Source organism: Bacillus sp. SG-1 (genome assembly GCF_000181495.1).
Classification (GTDB): Bacteria; Bacillota; Bacilli; order Bacillales; family Bacillaceae_B; genus Rossellomorea.
Map to the genome: position 1 here is coordinate 132029 of NZ_ABCF01000002.1, position 15885 is coordinate 147913.

Below are 15885 nucleotides of genomic sequence, written 5' to 3' on the forward strand. Positions count from 1 at the left end.
ATGCTGCAGACGTTGGCTGATCAGGCATCGGTTGTGGAAGCAAGCAAGGCTCTTTTCGTAAACTTTGTTGCTATTTAATACGAACTATAAAAAATACTTACTTAATTAACTAAAAATAGCTGATAAACAAGAAGAAAAGAGCTAATTCACCTTGTTCAGAGAAAAAAGCCCTTGTCTCCAAGGGAAAAATCCGGCTCTTTGAATTTTTCCGAGAGCAACAATATATACGAAAACAGCATTTAACAAAAAACCTGAGGATCTTCAGGCGGGTCTTCTCCCTCTTGGATGACAGCGGACCGCTCAAGTCTTCCAGTCATTTGGGCCAGCCTCTTTTGCAAATCAGCTCTTTCCAGCAGCGCCTCTGCTAATTTCATTTTACACCCCCCTTATTACGGTTATCCGGTTTTTATTGATAGTATCATATATTACACAATTCTGAAAATCCAGATTTTAATTTACAGATTGCTGGCGGTATTAACACCAGCAGCCTGTATAATTCAACCCATCGTCTGGTCTGCCTGTCTTATTTTATATGGGGCATTAGATAGAATAATGGCCATCAGTATCAATAGAATTCCAATCCATTGAAGTCCTGACACGATTTCATGAAGAATCAACATAGAAAGAAGGATGGTCACAGGCAGTTCTGCAGAGCCCAGGATACTTCCTATTCCAGAACCGATGTGAGGCATTCCGTAAGCAAATAAAAACGGGGGTATGAATACGCCGAAGAATCCAAGGATGACACCATAAATCCACAGACTACCAGGACTTCCTATGCCTTGTGTCATAACCGCCGGAATTAGAATAAGCAAAACGATGAAGAAGCTTCCTGACACCATATAAAAACTTCGTTGTGCTGCCCCGATCTCCGGTGCTACTCTAGCGTTGGCAAAAATAAAGAGAGCGAAACACGCTGCCGCCAGTAAACCAAAAACAATTCCTCTGAAGTCAACAGAATCAATCGCACCTTGTAAAGATATGCCACTGCTCAATACTGTCCCCAGCAGGAGAATGATGATGGACCCTGTTGTTTTTTTATCAGGCAGCCTCCTTGTAAAAATACTGTCAATCCCGATTCCCATCCATACGAACTGAAATAAAAGGATGATAGCAAAGGAGGCCTCCACCGTTTCCAAAGAAGTATAATAATAAACCCCTACTAATCCGGAAGGGATACCTCCCACCATTAATAGAACCTTTTTCCTTAAACTTATCTTTGGGCGGTTATTTTTAAATAAATAAATTAGGGTTATCATCAGCCACCCTGCGAAGAATTGGGCAACTATCAACTCGTTTTTTTTGACACCATCCAGATATGATAATTTAACAACGGTGGATAGCACTCCATATGAGCATGCTCCGATAAATACAGCTAAAAGGTATTTCCATTTCAACCCGATCTCACATCCTGTCAGCAAGTTCAAATCAATATATTCATCTTTCGGGTTAATTATGGCAAGCACTTGATAACTTTGGGTCCCGGTTCGGAACGCTCTTCCTCTAACAGCCTTTTAAGATGGGCATCAATTTCATTCTGATGCGTGCTGTCATGGTAAATCAGTCCTTTAAAATAGAGCTCCCAGGATGTTGATTTCCCCGGTATTTTTTGAAAAAAGGAAGCATCCGACATCATCCCAATGTACCCGATAAGTTCTTCCCTGACACTGATAAATTCATCTATAAGACGGGATTTAGACCCCTTCCGTACATATTCAGCAGCGCTTTCATTAACCTTTTTGAACATCAACTTCCTCTTCAAGAAACCCTTCGTTTTGGAGATACGGTTTTAATCGGTTATCGATGACGAACCGGTCCCAAAAAATAAAATGGGATATTACCTCCGCGGTTCCTCACGATCTTTCTTTAAACGGCTGGAACCATAAATCGTCAGGCAGCTGTTTGAAGGGCTGAGCCCAATCCGCTACCCTCCTCTTTTGTTCAATAATGATATCCTTGACCATAAGATTTACCTCCTCATAAAAAAGCGCAGTTGAAGGACCGCTGCGCTTTTTTATCGGCTTACCGCTCATTCACCTAGTATTTAGCTAGGGTTTATAAATTGCCTCCTGTTCCGCTGGTGTTGCTGTTTCGGCTTTGTTGTTGTTCGACCAGGATCTCATTACCTTCAGCATTATCACGAGTTACTTTTTGTGTAACGATGGAACCGACCGCAAGATAATATTCTTTCTCGTTTAACTCCAAACTGGTTTCATTGTATAGACCGCCCCCGAATAAAGCTACCCTTGCAAAAAAAGTAAAGGCGGGAGTGTTCCTTCTTCTATACTTATGCATAACTACACCTTATATAGAAAAAATTGTATAATAACCTAAAAATACCATATTTTTCTTTTGAGCGGTTAGATAATTTTCACTATTTTACTATTTTGAAGAGAAGCTGGAGCTCCCTTTAGCTCTCCCGGTTTCTGTGGATATGGTAATGGTACTTTTTATTAGCGTAGAAGTGTACTGTGATTTGAAGTATTAATCGCTTTAAAAGACCTATTTTCTCTGATTTTCAAGATTAGGGTGTCTCATGAACAATCATATGGCCTCGCCCCAGCCTGTCTCATACCCAACCAAAGCAGAGATATCATCAGACGAACCAACGCCTTCCTATCTTCAAGCGGCCAAGAGTGCAACCCCTGAAAGATGCCATTAAAATCTCAATGTTAATCCTCTATTTTACTTTTAGGCTATATTTATAAACCTTTCCACCAAGAAATGATATTAACTATGCGTTATTACTCTAAATTTGTTATTGGTGAAATAAAAACAGGACAACCTAAATGGTTGCCCTGCTACTAAATCAATTCTGATATTTTTCCTTAAACCAATCTGCAGCCTGTTCAATTTCCTCTCTTGTCAACTGATGGCCGCCTCTTGTCCAATATTCCGTAACATCGGCGTTTGAGCTTCTTAAGGCATCAGCAAGTTCCTTCGTTTCCTGAGCAGGAATCAGCGGATCATTCTCTCCTGCACCGAGGAAGACTGGAGTCCCGCTTAAATCAGCCATATCGACACTACGCAGTGGTACCATGGCATGGAACAGGATAGCACCTTGAACGGCATCGTTATAATGATACATCATGCTGGCGGCAATATTGGCACCATTTGAATATCCGATTGCCAGCACGTTATTGCGGTCAAAACCATATTTCTCCGCAGACTCATCAATGAATTTTTTCAATTCCTTCGTCCTGAAAACAAGATCTTCCTCATCGAATACACCTTCAGCCAACCTTCGGAAAAAACGCGGCATCCCATGTTCAGAAACATTTCCTCTGACACCCAGCACTGAATAGCCGGGTGCAATCATTTCAGCAAGGGGAAGTAAATTACGCTCATTTCCTCCGGTACCATGCAATAACAGCAGCGTTGGACCGTTCTCTTTATTGCCTTGTTTAAAAATATGCTGCATCTTCTATTCCCCCTTATTCTTTCGTCTCAAGCGGTTTCAGCCGAGCTTCGATTTGATCACGCTGGTTTTCAAAGTATGGCGGCAGCGCAAGGCTTTCACCAAGATGTTCGAAATCCTCGTCACCTTCAAAACCTGGTCCGTCCGTAGCAAGTTCAAATAAGATCCCGTTTGCTTCCCTGAAGTATAAGGAACGGAAGTAGTATCTTTCCACGAAACCTGAACTTGGAATTCGAAGGTCTTTCAGCACCTCCACCCACTTTTTCAACTCTTCTTCATTTTCCACTCTGTAGGCTACATGATGAACACTTCCGCGTCCCGGTCTCTCAATCGGAAGGTCTGGACGTTCAAGAATATGAACCTCTGCGCCTGTACCGCCCTCTCCCGTTTCCAGAACATTAACCTCGTACGAGTTTCCATCAATTGTTGTGGTATAACTTCCTTTTCTGCGGTAACCCATTAAGTCAGTCAAAATCTTTTCCGTATTTTCTCTTTTGGCCACTGTTAGCTGGACAGGACCCAGCCCTCTGATCGCATATTCCTCGGGTACCGTGCTCTTGCTCCAAGGCTTTCCGCCCTCTACTCCGTGGTTGTTTTCATCAGAGACAAACATCAGACGCTGGCCTTCAAAATCTCTGAATGAAAGCGTTGCTCTTCCGCTTTCAGTCGAAATTCCATCATGTTCTACTCCTTCTGACTCCAATCGCTTAACCCAATAGTTAAGGGCTTCATCAGACGGAACTCGTAAAGAGGTAGTCGAAATACTATTCGTTCCCTTATATGTCCGTCCGGCATTTGGAATTTCAAAAAACGTCAGATCCGTGCCGGGATTTCCTCTTTCGTCCGCATAAAACAGATGATAAACAGACGTATCATCCTGATTGACTGTCTTCTTAACAAGCCTCATCCCTAATACCTTAGTGTAGAATTTATAGTTTTCCTTTGCATTCGCTGTAATCGCTGAAACATGGTGCTGCCCTTTCAATGGTTTTAATTCCATGCAAACCCCTCCTCAAATGATAAATATCTTCTTTTATTATGACCTATATATAATTTTAACGCGAAATATCTCAAATTAAAAATAATTGACATTGAAGTATTTTCACTTTACCCCTTTAAAGCACTAAGAGGGACAGTCCCTCTTAGTGCTTTAAAGGGGTAAAGTCCTATATATTCCATTTATTTGAAGCTATTCTTAGAAAGGTTCCCGCACAGAATAAGGATAATTCATGATCTATGGAGTTGAGATACATTGAGGAAAATAGCCTTCATTCTTTTTACCTTCTCGTTATTTTTTGGGCTGCATACGCAGAAAACCTCAGGGAAAACAGCCTTCATCCTTGAATACCATATTGATATGACCCCCTGGGAAGAGGTTGCCGACAGGTTACCACGCAAATCAAAGTTCACAGTCATTGATGTGGAAACCGGAAAACGGTTTAAGGTGCAGAGGCGGGCAGGCAGCAGTCATGCAGACGTTCAACCTCTGACACATAAGGATACGAAAATCATGAAAGAGATTTATGGAGGAAGCTGGAGCTGGAAGCGCAGAGCCGTATTGGTTTACTCGGATAACCTTCTCATTGCAGGTTCCATGCACGGGATGCCGCATGGAGCTGGAGCTTTACAAAACGGTTTTCCCGGTCATTTCTGCATTCACTACAAGGGAAGCACAACACATAAAACCGATTCTCCCGATCTATCCCACCACCTGATGATTCTAAAAGCAGGCGGCAACCTGGACTCTTTTCTGAACGAACTTCAGCCTCAGCCCTTGGTCGATGCCTTTCTGGCTGGAGTAAAAAATAATGACCCGGGCCTTGTAAGAAAAACAATTACGGAAAAGAAAGCCAATCTGAACTCTTTAGACAAAATAGAAGCACTCAGATGGAAGACCACCTCCTCCGATAAGGATACCGGTCCTTTTATAAAAGAAGTAAACGCAGACCTGCAACTTTATATAAAAGACAGCGGTCCTTTAAAAGCAGAGATAACCTTTACAGTTGTTAAAACCTCTCCTGACTCCGCCTGGAAAGTAGACGGAAGTCCATTATGGAAACTGCTGAAATAATTAACCGGAGGAGATACAGATGAAATTTTTACTTTCATTCTTAATAGCGGTCCAAATGAATACTGCACCCATACAACTGGAATTAGTTCATGAAGGTAAAACAATTGCCTCCATAAATAGATCTGAGTATGAAACTATGCCTTTTCCTGAATATATTATCAACCAGCAGCAACTGGATGCTTTAATATCTGACTTAAATCAGCATCTGTCCCGGCAGCCAATCAATGCTAAACTTGATGACAACAACCAAATCATCAGTGAACATAACGGGAAAATCGTCGATAAAGAAAAGTTCAAATCTTTATTTTATAGCGCATTTTATAAAAATAAGCCGGTTACTCTGGATATACCATTTAAGACAGTGTATCCCAAAGTAGACAGCGAACTCCTTGAAAAGATAAACCGTAAGAGAATCAGCCATTATGTTACGTACTTTAACAGCAGAAATAAAGATAGAGTTCACAATATCAAGCTTGCTTCCCAAGCAATAAATAATTACGTCGTCTTTCCTGGTGAAACATTTTCTTTTAACCGGGTGGTGGGCAAGCGGACGGTTTCGAAGGGTTATCTGCCTGCACCGGTCATTGTGAAAGGGGAACTTTCTGAAGGTGTTGGAGGAGGCATCTGCCAGGTTTCTTCCACTCTTTTTAATGCAGTTGACCGTGCAGGCGTTAAGATAATGGAGCGTTATTCCCACAGCAGAAGAGTCCCATATGTTCCTCCAAAAAGGGATGCAACCGTCAGTTGGTATGGTCCTGACTTCACTTTTAAAAATCAGCATAACCAGCCGCTTTTGATCCGCTCAAGAGTTGTGGGCGGCCAAATGATTATTATGGTCTTTTCCTCCGAAGACATTGACTATAACCGAAAAAATGTGCCGAGCGTATGGCAATACCAGGCGGGAAATTAATGCTGGATATTAACAGTTCTGGCCTCAGCCAATTGAGCAGTGTCTACATGCACTGCTTTTTTAGTTTCCTGCTCATATGCTATACTGTTCATAATATAATTTAGAATAGTCTAAATACTAAGGAGGAAGAATGTTACTTTATATAGGCTTTGCCGTACTCTTAATTAACCTCGTTTTTTTATTGGCCAAATGGTTTGCACCCGAATCAGAACTTTTGAACAGTTTTAATAAGCCTTCACACTTCTGGTGGACCCAAATCGTCTTATTACTGCTCTCATTCACTATCATTGCAGGTCATTATTACGGCCTTTCGAAAGCTCAATGGTACACCAGTCCAATTTTCCAAAAGGATTCACAACTCTATGTCGGTAACAAAAACGGACCCGCAATACTTCATGAATCATTCCCATTTGCAGAGAGCCCGTTTGAAACAGAAATCTTTATTCCAGGTAGCCGGGATGGGGCAAATGCAGTTTTAACCGGCGTTTCCGAGGATGGCAATACCATTGACCCGATCACTGTCACAATGAACAACCAAACTTCCCCTCTAACAATTACATTTCCTGATGAAGGCCAGTGGAGAATTGACGTGGGGTACGATGGCACCGAAAGAGGTTCAATCGTTTTAGAAGTGAAATAAAAGAAGGCCGCTTAAGCGGCCTTCTTTACCTTTACCTTTACCTTTCGCTCTGTTAAAGAGATTTCATAACCATAATCGCTGCAGGCGAGCGACTCCGCGGGGCGGGCGGTGAGCCTCCTCGGCTGCGCCTGTATAAAAAGTGGAAGCGCCCCGTTCAGCCCCGACAGGCAAATGTTCCTCATCGAAAAAAAGGTGATCTTTCCTTTTATTCGATGAGGGTTATTTGACCCCGAGGGGCTGAGTGCTGCAACTGGACGTCCCGCTAGTCCCGCAGGAGGTCGCACGCCTTCCGCTCCAATCAAACAGGGTAAAATCTTTGAAGCTTTATAATTTATCTTCTTTTAGCACTAACAACTAACAGAGCGTTACCTTTACGTATTCTGAATCCAATATCTTTTAATGACATTCCCATTCTCTTCGATAAAATCTTCGTCTGGTTTTCCGCCATTTTTTATTATGGTCTTTTCCGACCCGATGTTTCCTTTATCACATACGACCAGCACTCTGTCGATACCGAGTTCTTTCGTTTTTTCTAATGACAAAGCCAATATCTTAGTGGCAAAACCTTTTCTTCTGGCTGATGGACGGATACCATATCCGATATGCCCTCCTGCGTTCAGGAGCGCCTCAGTTAAAGAGTGCCTTATATTAACGGCTCCAACTACATTCTGCCCGGCATCAACCAACCAATATGTCGAATCCGGCACCCATCCTGCAGGGAGGTTAACTCCTTTTGAATTGTTTTCAATGAATGAAAGCATTGCCTGAAAGTCGGAGGGATCCTTTTCAATCACCCACGGGACCATATCCTCCCCACTGTCTTTCCATTCTTGATAAAATTCAAGATACTGTTTTTTCAAATTGATTGTCGGCTTAACGAGGGTGACTTTATTACCCATGACCTTACCTCCTGCGTGGTAAATTGACACTATATTACCACAGAACAGTCAACCTTTGAATAAATTGCTGCTATCGGAAAATCCCTAGGACCGGATTTCCCCCTGGCTAAACATATATTTACTGAAATACATATTGAATAGCAACTAAGTCTAAGAAATGAGACTATATAAAAGATTGATTATAGAGGAATGATATCTCCTCTTTCTCCATAGGTTAAAATTCTTAAAAACTCTCCCCAAACTCTTTTTCGCCCTGTTTCTGTTTCACTCCACGTATACCTGTTTACCTTAATTCCCTGGTACTCCGCATCAAAGGGAAACGGAACATATTCCACCCACTCCCCCAAATGTTTCCTTAACGTTCTTTCTTGTCTTCCAGCAGCATGACTTTTACATATGTACATTAGTTTATGAATTCCCGAAAAATCAAAACTTTCTTTTGCATATAGAACATTCTCCAAAGAGTTTGTTGAGCGGTTTTCATATACTATCTTGTCTTTCGGTATACCTGCCTCCGCTAGATGAGATACAATCACATCCGCTTCTTTAGCTGACTCATCCGGCCAATCCGCATGGGGAGTCCCCGTCAAACTCTTACCGCCCGTAACGATGATTTTTCCGCAAAACCCTTTTCTAAAAGCTTCGATGGCTTTCTCCCAGTGTCCAGGATGTGTACCACTGAAAACAAACAACGCATCACAGTTTTTCACTTCTCTTTTCTCACCAAAAACAATATCGGTTAAATCCTGTATTTTTCGTTCGGTGAAGTTCGGGATATTAGGTTCTTTTGATATAATTGGTTTCATTATTCCGTTCTCCTTCATATGATAAGCTCCTGTCATCTTCCAAAATTCTTGTGTAGAATCAACAAATAATGGATCAATCTCTTTTTTGCGTTTTTTTGCTTGTTCATGCAGTTCTGTCAGGCGGATTTTTCTTTCAATTTCTTCATATTGTTCCATACTTTCATACTGCCATATAGCTGTAACCTTTGTATTGGCTAGGTCAACCCATCTCCCAACAAGTGTTGATCCATGCTTCATCTGGTTTGGCAGCAAGTATTCTTTAAAAAATTCGTTGAACAAGTCCAGCTTATCCGGGATGATTTCGTATTTCTTCATTCTGTATATCATCCTCCCACCTCCTTCATTCATTATTTTACATGCTTTTTCATGTTTTTCAACTACTTTAATATTAATCATTAACAAAACTTATATATAATGCATTAACATGCATACTGATGCTGAGTTTCCGCTGCAGGTGCGTGACTCCGCGGGTTACTATCCAGTGGGTACGCGTGATCTCAGGCGCCGGAACAAGACGTCTCGCTTTTCCCGCAGGAGTCGCAAACCTTCCGCTACAATCAACAGGTGTTTCAAAATCATTACTGATTGATTTCAGAGCTCCTATACAAAATTAAAGAAACTTAGCAAAAATTCACATAAAAAAAGCGAGTGCATGCACCCGCTTTTTTTTCACACTTATTTATTTCTCCAATGCACGCTCAACGTCTTCTATAAGGTCTTCTATATCTTCCAATCCGATGGACACACGCACTAATCCATCAGTTATCCCTAACTCCGCTCTTCTTTCTGCCGGAATGGATGCATGTGTCATTTTAGCAGGAACTGAGATTAAGCTTTCAACAGCCCCAAGACTTTCTGCTAACGTGAAATAGCGAACATTCGTCAGTAACTTTTCTGCATTCTCTTCGCTTCCGACGTCAAAGGAAATCATCCCGCCTGCTCCGCGCGCCTGCTTCCTGTGCACCTCACTGCCAGTATGTGATTCAAGGCCTGGATAGTAAATGGAGCTGACCTTCGGATTATGCTGAAGGAAATCCACAAAACGTTTTGTGTTGGATTCTATTTCTTCCATTCTGATTCCGAGCGTTTTTATTCCCCTCATTAACAGCCAGGAATCCTGCGGTCCAAGGATGGCACCTGCAGAATTTTGGACAAAGTGTACATCTTCTGCAAGCTGCGCTGAATCCACCACAACCAAACCAGCTACTACATCGCTGTGGCCGCCAAGGTATTTTGTAGCACTATGAAGTACTATATTCGCTCCCTGTTCAATCGGGTTTTGCCAGTATGGTGTACTGAACGTATTATCTACGATAAACAGTAAGTCATTTTCTTTCGCGATAACGGACACAGCTTCCAAATCTGTAATTTTCAAGAGAGGATTCGTCGGTGTTTCAATATAAATTGCCTTCGTGTTCGGCTGAATTGCCTGTTTTATTTTGTCTGTATCTGAAGTGTCCACGAATGAAACGGATAGATCGAAACGATTCATCACTTTTGAAATCAGACGGTATGTACCGCCATAAACATCATCAGTGAAAATGATGTGATCGCCCGATTTAAAGAGCATCAAAAGTGAAGTAATCGCCCCCATCCCCGAGCCGAAAGCAAACCCTGCGTGACCTCCCTCAATATCTGCAATCAAGCTTTCAAGTGCATGCCGTGTTGGATTTCCTGTACGGGAATACTCAAAACCTCTATGCTGCCCAACACCATCCTGCTTATAGGTGCTGACTTGATAAATTGGAACTGAAACCGCACCTGTTTGTTCATCCCCTGTAATTCCACCATGAATTAATCTCGTTTTTCTTCTCATTATTTCACTCCTCGTAAATTCCTTGACTTAAGTAACGTTCACTGCTGTCCGGAAAAATGGTCACAATGTTCGTTCCTTTTTCAGCTTTTTTCGCTTCCTCCAATGCCGCTACAAAAGCTGCACCTGATGAACTGGCCACAAGCAGGCCTTCCTTAAGAGCAAGTTCTTTTAAAGCTCTAAATGCATCTGCATCTCTAATTGTATAAATTTCATCAAAGTAGTTTGTATCCATATAGGATGGAAGAAATTCCATCCCGATCCCTTCTGTTTTATGAGGGCCTGATTCCCCGCCATTCAGAATGGATCCTTCCGGTTCGACGATGACCGTCTTTACGGATGGGTTCTTCTCTTTAAGGTATCTCGCTGTTCCCATAAAGGTGCCGCCTGTTCCTCCTCCAGCAACAAATACATCCACTTTCCCATTCAAGGCACTGTAAATTTCCGGACCAAGTGTTTCAAAGTATGTCTCCGGATTGGAAGGGTTGTCAAATTGCTGCGGACAGTATGAACCTTCAATTTCTTGACTTAGTTCTTTCGCTTTTTGGATAGCGCCCTTCATCCCCAGTTCTGTTGGTGTATTAACCACTTCCGCTCCCAACGCTCGCATGAGTGTTTGTTTTTCCACGCTGAACTTTTCAGGGACCACAAATATCACTTTATAGCCTTTTCCAACTGCAGCAAGAGCAATGCCTATCCCAGTATTTCCGGCTGTCGGCTCTATAATTGTTCCGCCAGCTTGAAGAGCACCTGACTGTTCAGCACTCGCAATCAGTTTGACGCCTAAACGGTCCTTAATGCTGCCTCCCGGGTTAAAGTATTCCAGCTTCGCAAATAACCTGACACCCTCAGGAATTCCCATTCTGGTGAGTTCAACTAATGGCGTATGTCCGATTAGTTCTTGTACATTTTTGACGTAATTCAAGTAAAGCTCCCCTTATTATGCGAATACTTCTGTCCACTCATCTTTTTTAGCTAGCATATCTCTAGCAAGTTCTTTTGCCCCTTCAAAACTGTGACTAGCTGCAAATCCGCATTGTACTTCATTGCATGCCGGAACTTCCGTTGCTTCCAATACATCTTTCAAAGTTTTTTCTATAACATCCAAAACAGTTTCATAGCTTTCGTCATTAAGAATTGTAATATAGAACCCAGTTTGGCATCCCATTGGACCAATATCTACAATTCGGTCGTGATGATTTCTGCTGAATTCAGCCATCATATGTTCAAGGGAGTGCAATGCAGGCATATTCATGTATTCCTTGTTTGGCTGTTTTATACGGAAATCATATTTGTAAATCTTATCTCCGCTTTGCCCTTCAGTGATACCAACCAACCGTACGTAAGGCGCTTTTACCTTTGTATGGTCCAAATTGAAACTTTCTACATTCATTTTCGGCATATCCATCTCCCGCTTTCTATTTTTATTTTGTGAATGGCCGAAGCAGTGAACAGGTACTTGAATTCACTCCCCCCGCCATTCCAGATTATTCAGTTACTTTTTCGTGGCTGTCATAATCCAAACATACTTATTTTTCTGAATAAATTCAACGGTAAAGCCATGCTTTTCACATATCCCCTTCAAGATTCCCAAGTAGGTATAGTGCTCACTGTTTAAATCATCAACTAGATTATTGTAGTAAGAGGCAATGGCCTGTTCCATAATCGTTCTTCTGGCAGCTTTGTCTTTGAAAACAGTGTCGGCAAATACAATGACTCCCCCTTGAGGGAGAATACTACTGTATTTTTCAATCGCCATTTCTTTTTCACTATCTGTAAGGTGATGAAATGCATAAGAACTGACTATCGATGTGATTTGTACATCAGGCACCTGAAAGTTCAGGAAATCTCCGTCTTTAATTTTCGCTTCCGGGACTTTTAATTGACCGATTTTCAGCATTTCTACTGAGGGCTCTATTCCAAATACATTGTATCCACGATTTATTAGTTTTCTTGTGAGGTTACCCGTTCCTACACCAAACTCCAAAACATTCGGCCCTTTGGTGTCTTCCACGACTGATTGAAGGATCTCATCGTAACTCTCGAAAACCTCTCTATATTCGATATCTCCATCTTCGGAAACTGTTTGATCATAGGTTTGGGCCCAATTATTGAATAAATCAACAAATTCACGACTCATTTTTATCACCCTTGTTCTTTTTCTAATAAACCCGATAAGAATACTTGGATTTACTGTTGTTTTTAATAATAACATAACATTTCTGAAAAATAAATCCGCAAATACCCAAAAATCTAAAAAATATTTGGACTTGGGGCATAGCATCGTTATATCCATCAAAGTATATAAAGGAACTGATCTCTGTGAGCTTATCAACTTCATTTAGAAAGGGGGTATTTAAAAGCCTTGAAACGTATTAATAAAAATTCGTTGCCGTATCTATTGTTATCTATGCTGCATGTTTCCCTTTTACTCTTTACACTTATAAAAAAACCTGAACGGCGGACAATGACTCTTCTGTTATCAAATATCAGTTTTGCCTATATCTTTGAGTACTTTGTTTTTAATGTGTTTCGCTCTTATCGATATCGTCCAAAAATCTTAAAAACACGGCAGCTTGATAATGCCATAGGAGCTTTACTTTCCCAATCAGTCTATGTACCTGTAACAGCAACCTTCCTTTCTATATTTCGACTTGGGTGGGGGTGGAAGTTTTTCTTCATTTTTTATTTTCATGGTATTGAGTATTACTTCCTTAAAAGGAAAATTTACAAACTATACTGGTGGAAGCCCTTCTATACCAGTCTGCTGCTGCCTATTTATTTCGTGTGCAGTGATTTCTGGGACAGCAGACTCCAACTAAAAAAACAATGGGTAATGTGGCTTTCCACATATTTATCAGTTGGCGTAGTGACAAAAACACTTGCCTTTATTTTGGATATATTCAAGAAACAAAAGATCGGCTTAGGGAGGGTTCACACATGGAAGGAACATTTTTTGATTTCCCCATTGTATATGTTCATTTTTTCGGGTGCAGCTCTGCTTCCCGCCATTAAGAATACAAAATCAATTAAGATCCTGACTTTCATCATTATGTTGACGATAAACTACCTTCTTTCGCTTGTGAAAATTATCAACAGCAAGATTACTTTCATACAACTTATACTTCAAAGTATTTTTATGATTGTTCTTTCCCCGTTTCTAAAGTCCTTTATTTTTAAAAAACAAGAAGACTGACCCAACATATTCGTTGAATCAGCCTTCTTTAGTTCGTTTATTTAACATTCAATGGGCATAGACCAATTCTTTATCCAGCCTCTTGCCTTCATAGCTTCTGCCAGGCGTCCTACTCCAACGAGATAAGCCGACTCCCTCATCGAAGCATTTTTTTCCATTTTCATTCGGTATACACTGTCAAAAGCATTTTCCATTTTTTCCTTCAATTTTTCGTTGACTTCCTCTTCTTTCCAGAAATAATGCATAGCATTTTGTACCCACTCAAAGTAGGAAACAGTGACACCCCCGGAATTACACAGGATATCCGGAATAATAAAAATGCCTTTTTCCTCCATTATTTCATTACCTTGAGGTGTAGTTGGACCGTTTGCCGCTTCAGCAACAATTTTTGCTTTAATCGTTGGCGCAGTCTCTTCTGTAATTTGATTCTCAAGTGCAGCAGGCACAAGGATATCACAATCAGCAGCAAACAATTCTTCATTTGTAATGTCCTGGCTGCCCTCAAACCCCTTTACGGTTCCATGTTCGTTCACGTAATCAATAAGCGCTACGATATCCAGTCCATTTGGCTGATAAGCTCCTCCTCCTGCATCTGTTACAGCCATGACTTTTACGCCTTGCTCATGGAGAAGTTTAGCTGTGATGGAACCGACATTTCCGAAGCCTTGTACTACAGCTGAGAGCTTACCCATTTCAAGTCCTAAACGCTTCGCAGCTTCCATGATGTTGATGACGACTCCCCTTCCGGTCGCTTCAATCCGGCCTTCTGATCCACCGATGATAACAGGCTTCCCTGTAATAAAACCTGAAACATCCTTTCCTCGCAAACGGTCAAATTCATCCAGCATCCATCCCATAATTTGTCCGTTTGTATTCACATCAGGAGCAGGCACATCTTTTTCGGGCCCAATAATTGGCTCAAGTTCCCTGATATAGCCTCTGCTTAATTCTTCAAGTTCTCTTTCAGAAAGGTCTTTTGGATTTACAATGACTCCGCCTTTTCCGCCTCCAAACGGCAGACCTACAAGTGCAGATTTCAATGACATCCACATGGAAAGAGCCTTTACTTCATCCTCACTGACCTCCGGGTGAAACCGTATTCCCCCTTTTGTCGGTCCAAGGATATCGATATGCTGTGAGCGTATTCCTGTAAAATTAACATATTCGCCATTGTCTCTGCGTACCGGGATGGAAACTTTCATTACTCTTTTTGGCTTCTTTAAGATGTTATAGACACCTTCAGGCAAATCAAGAGATTCTGCTGCCCTTTTAATCAATTGCTGTGCTATTTGGTAAGGATTAGTGATTTCTTCTCCGTTTTTCTGTTCTTTTACAGGCATTTCGTTTTTCACTTCCGCTGCAGGCTCATCTTGTACGACATTTTGCGGCTCTTTATTCGTCACTTTTGGCTTTTCATCCATTTTAATATCCTTTGCTGGATCGGGTTTTCTCATTACATTCCCTCCATTCATAAGTTTTAGATATACCCGTACTCTCTCATTTTTTCAAATACCCCTTAGACTTTTCGATAAACGCTTCCAATTGGTAAGGAACTATTAAATAGTGGCCGAGAGCATTTATAATCAAAAACATCAACTAACTTTTGATAAATGCAGCAGGAACCTTTTCACCTTCAAAACTAATTAGGTTAAGCTCTATTAAAAAATAATGTTGTTTTTAAAGAATGGTGTTCCCAGATTTCCGATTCAGGCGCGCGACTCCGCGGGGCGGGCGGTGAACTAAAAAGCGGTAGCGGCCGTTCAGCTACGTACAGATTGTAGGGCTCTCGCATGAGATAAAGGAATCACGAAGAGCGTTAGCGATTCGATGATCATTTCCCATTTCCAAAAGTGCGCTTTGCACGTAACAAAGCTTAAGACAGAAAAAAATCCAGAAGCCGATTTATTTCAACGTCGCTCTATTGACTCTGTGAGGAAATGATCTTGATGACTTATTTCGCTAAGTCCGTTCCAGTCCCCTCGTGCGCTGTAACTAGACGTCCCGCTAATCCCGCAGGAGGTCGCACAACTTCCGCTTCTATCAACAGTGTTCCTATATTCATTAAAACTCGAGTTTTTAGAACTAAAAAACCTAACGATTCTATAAGTTTCTAGACCAACTATTCAAAAACT

17 protein-coding genes are annotated in these 15885 nt (G+C 41.4%); 4 read left to right on the plus strand and 13 right to left on the minus strand.

Features of this window, described 5'->3' with window-relative positions; all coding sequences use genetic code 11:
* Window positions 1–239: 239 nt before the first annotated feature.
* From BSG1_RS21290 to BSG1_RS04395, 6 genes are all read right to left on the minus strand, one after another.
* Window positions 240–374: a DIP1984 family protein gene (locus BSG1_RS21290; RefSeq protein ID WP_006835675.1), complete on the minus strand. Its 135-nt coding sequence runs from the start codon at window positions 372–374 to the stop codon at window positions 240–242.
* Window positions 375–497: 123 nt separating this feature from the next.
* On the minus strand, window positions 498–1397 hold the full coding sequence (locus BSG1_RS04375) for an EamA family transporter (RefSeq protein ID WP_044022408.1): 900 nt from the start codon (window positions 1395–1397) through the stop codon (window positions 498–500).
* A gap of 56 nt (window positions 1398–1453) precedes the next feature.
* Window positions 1454–1747 (minus strand): hypothetical protein, encoded by a 294-nt coding sequence (locus BSG1_RS19710; protein WP_006835677.1) that lies wholly within the window; start codon window positions 1745–1747, stop codon window positions 1454–1456.
* A gap of 308 nt (window positions 1748–2055) precedes the next feature.
* Entirely contained in the window at window positions 2056–2295 is a 240-nt protein-coding gene (locus BSG1_RS04385) for a hypothetical protein (protein ID WP_006835679.1), read from the minus strand.
* A gap of 514 nt (window positions 2296–2809) precedes the next feature.
* Window positions 2810–3421, minus strand: coding sequence for an alpha/beta hydrolase (locus tag BSG1_RS04390; protein ID WP_006835680.1), 612 nt, complete (start codon window positions 3419–3421; stop codon window positions 2810–2812).
* 13 nt (window positions 3422–3434) lie between these two features.
* Window positions 3435–4418 carry a ring-cleaving dioxygenase gene (locus tag BSG1_RS04395; protein ID WP_006835681.1) on the minus strand — a complete coding sequence of 328 codons (984 nt, stop codon included), beginning with the start codon at window positions 4416–4418 and terminating at the stop codon, window positions 3435–3437.
* 252 nt (window positions 4419–4670) lie between these two features.
* Between BSG1_RS04395 and BSG1_RS04400 the strand changes: the two genes are divergently transcribed.
* The 3 genes from BSG1_RS04400 (at window position 4671) to BSG1_RS04410 (ending at window position 7039) form a co-directional block, all read left to right on the plus strand.
* Window positions 4671–5489, plus strand: coding sequence for a hypothetical protein (locus tag BSG1_RS04400; protein ID WP_006835682.1), 819 nt, complete (start codon window positions 4671–4673; stop codon window positions 5487–5489).
* Between the two features lie 19 nt (window positions 5490–5508).
* Window positions 5509–6399: a VanW family protein gene (locus BSG1_RS04405; protein WP_006835683.1), complete on the plus strand. Its 891-nt coding sequence runs from the start codon at window positions 5509–5511 to the stop codon at window positions 6397–6399.
* A 130-nt stretch (window positions 6400–6529) separates the two neighbouring features.
* Entirely contained in the window at window positions 6530–7039 is a 510-nt protein-coding gene (locus tag BSG1_RS04410; protein WP_006835685.1) for a hypothetical protein, read from the plus strand.
* A 371-nt stretch (window positions 7040–7410) separates the two neighbouring features.
* Here BSG1_RS04410 and BSG1_RS04420 read toward each other — a convergent pair whose 3' ends face one another.
* From BSG1_RS04420 to BSG1_RS04445, 6 genes are all read right to left on the minus strand, one after another.
* Window positions 7411–7938: a GNAT family N-acetyltransferase gene (locus BSG1_RS04420; protein WP_006835687.1), complete on the minus strand. Its 528-nt coding sequence runs from the start codon at window positions 7936–7938 to the stop codon at window positions 7411–7413.
* Between the two features lie 179 nt (window positions 7939–8117).
* Window positions 8118–9071: an ElyC/SanA/YdcF family protein gene (locus tag BSG1_RS20110; protein ID WP_198008181.1), complete on the minus strand. Its 954-nt coding sequence runs from the start codon at window positions 9069–9071 to the stop codon at window positions 8118–8120.
* A gap of 352 nt (window positions 9072–9423) precedes the next feature.
* A complete protein-coding gene (locus tag BSG1_RS04430; RefSeq protein WP_006835689.1) occupies window positions 9424–10560 on the minus strand; it encodes a bifunctional cystathionine gamma-lyase/homocysteine desulfhydrase in 1137 nt (378 codons plus the stop codon).
* A gap of 4 nt (window positions 10561–10564) precedes the next feature.
* Window positions 10565–11482, minus strand: coding sequence for a PLP-dependent cysteine synthase family protein (locus BSG1_RS04435; protein ID WP_044022386.1), 918 nt, complete (start codon window positions 11480–11482; stop codon window positions 10565–10567).
* A 15-nt stretch (window positions 11483–11497) separates the two neighbouring features.
* Window positions 11498–11959, minus strand: coding sequence for an S-ribosylhomocysteine lyase (locus tag BSG1_RS04440; protein WP_198008184.1), 462 nt, complete (start codon window positions 11957–11959; stop codon window positions 11498–11500).
* 93 nt (window positions 11960–12052) lie between these two features.
* Window positions 12053–12697: a class I SAM-dependent methyltransferase gene (locus BSG1_RS04445; protein ID WP_044022387.1), complete on the minus strand. Its 645-nt coding sequence runs from the start codon at window positions 12695–12697 to the stop codon at window positions 12053–12055.
* A 225-nt stretch (window positions 12698–12922) separates the two neighbouring features.
* On the opposite strand from BSG1_RS04445, the gene BSG1_RS04450 reads away from it, so the two are divergent.
* Entirely contained in the window at window positions 12923–13753 is an 831-nt protein-coding gene (locus BSG1_RS04450; protein WP_044022388.1) for a hypothetical protein, read from the plus strand.
* Window positions 13754–13794: 41 nt separating this feature from the next.
* On the opposite strand, the gene BSG1_RS04455 is transcribed toward BSG1_RS04450, so the two are convergent.
* On the minus strand, window positions 13795–15093 hold the full coding sequence (locus tag BSG1_RS04455; protein WP_044022411.1) for a Glu/Leu/Phe/Val family dehydrogenase: 1299 nt from the start codon (window positions 15091–15093) through the stop codon (window positions 13795–13797).
* Window positions 15094–15885 lie beyond the last annotated feature (792 nt).

What these genes read in the sequence shown, in the direction of transcription:
- BSG1_RS04385 (WP_006835679.1), bottom strand. Translation starts at nt 2,295, where the DNA reads ATGCATAAGTATAGAAGAAGGAACACTCCCGCCTTTACTTTTTTTGCA.
- BSG1_RS19710 (WP_006835677.1), bottom strand. Translation starts at nt 1,747, where the DNA reads ATGTTCAAAAAGGTTAATGAAAGCGCTGCTGAATATGTACGGAAGGGG.
- BSG1_RS04445 (WP_044022387.1), bottom strand. Translation starts at nt 12,697, where the DNA reads ATGAGTCGTGAATTTGTTGATTTATTCAATAATTGGGCCCAAACCTAT.
- BSG1_RS20110 (WP_198008181.1), bottom strand. Translation starts at nt 9,071, where the DNA reads ATGATATACAGAATGAAGAAATACGAAATCATCCCGGATAAGCTGGAC.
- BSG1_RS04420 (WP_006835687.1), bottom strand. Translation starts at nt 7,938, where the DNA reads ATGGGTAATAAAGTCACCCTCGTTAAGCCGACAATCAATTTGAAAAAA.
- BSG1_RS04440 (WP_198008184.1), bottom strand. Translation starts at nt 11,959, where the DNA reads ATGCCGAAAATGAATGTAGAAAGTTTCAATTTGGACCATACAAAGGTA.
- BSG1_RS04405 (WP_006835683.1), top strand. Translation starts at nt 5,509, where the DNA reads ATGAAATTTTTACTTTCATTCTTAATAGCGGTCCAAATGAATACTGCA.
- BSG1_RS04455 (WP_044022411.1), bottom strand. Translation starts at nt 15,093, where the DNA reads ATGCCTGTAAAAGAACAGAAAAACGGAGAAGAAATCACTAATCCTTAC.
- BSG1_RS21290 (WP_006835675.1), bottom strand. Translation starts at nt 374, where the DNA reads ATGAAATTAGCAGAGGCGCTGCTGGAAAGAGCTGATTTGCAAAAGAGG.
- BSG1_RS04395 (WP_006835681.1), bottom strand. Translation starts at nt 4,418, where the DNA reads ATGGAATTAAAACCATTGAAAGGGCAGCACCATGTTTCAGCGATTACA.
- BSG1_RS04410 (WP_006835685.1), top strand. Translation starts at nt 6,530, where the DNA reads ATGTTACTTTATATAGGCTTTGCCGTACTCTTAATTAACCTCGTTTTT.
- BSG1_RS04390 (WP_006835680.1), bottom strand. Translation starts at nt 3,421, where the DNA reads ATGCAGCATATTTTTAAACAAGGCAATAAAGAGAACGGTCCAACGCTG.
- BSG1_RS04430 (WP_006835689.1), bottom strand. Translation starts at nt 10,560, where the DNA reads ATGAGAAGAAAAACGAGATTAATTCATGGTGGAATTACAGGGGATGAA.